Below are 1,457 nucleotides of genomic sequence, written 5' to 3'. Positions count from 1 at the left end.
GGGTCCCGTCCCAGCGAGTGGTGTAGGAGCTGAGGCTGATCCGCCCACCGCAGCGACCGCCAAGAGTCTGGCGGAGGTGGGCGGATCAGCCTCAGCAGGCGGTCATCGCGATGTCCAGGTAAGGTTGGGTTTGCAAACAGCCACCTGACCGAGGAGCACCACGATGGATCGAAGAGAACGCGTAGCGGACACCGACACCATGATGACGCTGCGCGGCCTCCTGGAAAAGAACTCCGACGCCGATCTGCTGCGCGACATGATCGAATACACCGCCCAGCGCCTGATGGAACTGGAAGTGGAGGGACTGACCGGCGCCGCCCACGGCGCCCGGTCGCCGGACCGCATCAACCACCGCAACGGCTACCGCGAGCGCGGCTGGGAGACGCGGGTCGGTCGCGTCGAATTGAAGATCCCGAAGCTGCGCAAGGGCACCTACTTCCCCGGCTTCCTGGAGCCCCGGCGCATGGCCGAGAAGGCGCTGACGGCGGTCGTGCAGGAAGCCTACATACAGGGCATCTCCACCCGCTCGGTGGACGACCTGGTGCAGGCCATGGGCATGACGGGCATCTCGAAAAGCCAGGTCTCACGCCTGTGCGAGGAGATCGACGAGCGCGTCCGCACCTTCCTCGACCGGCCGCTGGAGGGCGACTGGCCGTACCTGTGGCTCGACGCCACCTACGTGAAGATGCGCGACGCCGGGCGCATCGTCTCGGTGGCGGTGATCGTCGCCGTCGGCGTCAACAGCGACGGCCGCCGCGAGGTCCTGGGCCTGAGCATTGGACCGTCGGAGGCCGAAACCTTCTGGACGGACTTCCTGCGCTCCCTGGCGCGGCGGGGCTTGCGGGGCGTGCAGTTGGTGGTCTCCGACGCCCATGAAGGCCTGAAGGCGGCCGCCGCTCGCGTGCTGAACGCCACGTGGCAGCGCTGTCGCGTGCACTTCATGCGCAACCTCCTGGCCCACGCCGGCAAGCAGGGCCGCCGCGTCGTCTCCGCCTTCGTCGCCACGGCCTTCGCCCAGGCCGACGCCGCTTCGGCAAAGGCCCAATGGCGACAGGTTGCCGACCAACTGCGCCCCAAGGCGACGAAGCTCGCCGCCCTCATGGACGACGCCGAGGAGGACGTGCTGGCCTACATGGGCTTCCCCAAGGACCACCGCACCAAGCTGCACTCCACCAACCCGCTCGAACGCCTGAACGGCGAGATCAAGCGCCGCACCAACGTCGTCGGCATCTTCCCCAACGAGGCAGCCGTCGTGCGGCTGGTCGGGGCGATCCTGCTGGAGCAGAACGACGAGTGGGCCGTCCAGCGCGCCCGCTACATGAGGCTGGAAACCGTGCAGCCAGTGGGCGATGATCACATCATCAGGCTGCCCGAAACCGCCGCCTGATCCCGCCGGCCCGGCCCCACGGGCAGCGCGATGACGCCGCGGCTTCTACACCATCTCCTGGGACACGATC

1 protein-coding gene is annotated in these 1,457 nt (G+C 68.1%); it reads left to right on the top strand.

Features of this window, described 5'->3' with window-relative positions; translation table 11 throughout:
• Positions 1-163: 163 nt before the first annotated feature.
• Entirely contained in the window at positions 164-1,387 is a 1,224-nt protein-coding gene (locus C882_RS22360; RefSeq protein WP_009542970.1) for an IS256 family transposase, read from the top strand.
• Positions 1,388-1,457 lie beyond the last annotated feature (70 nt).

Origin of the sequence: Caenispirillum salinarum AK4 (assembly GCF_000315795.1) — a bacterium.
GTDB classification, from domain to species: Bacteria; Pseudomonadota; Alphaproteobacteria; order Rhodospirillales; family Rhodospirillaceae; genus Caenispirillum; species Caenispirillum salinarum.
The sequence above is the reverse complement of the archived record's forward strand: the minus strand, read 5'-3'. Positions and strand labels throughout refer to the sequence as shown.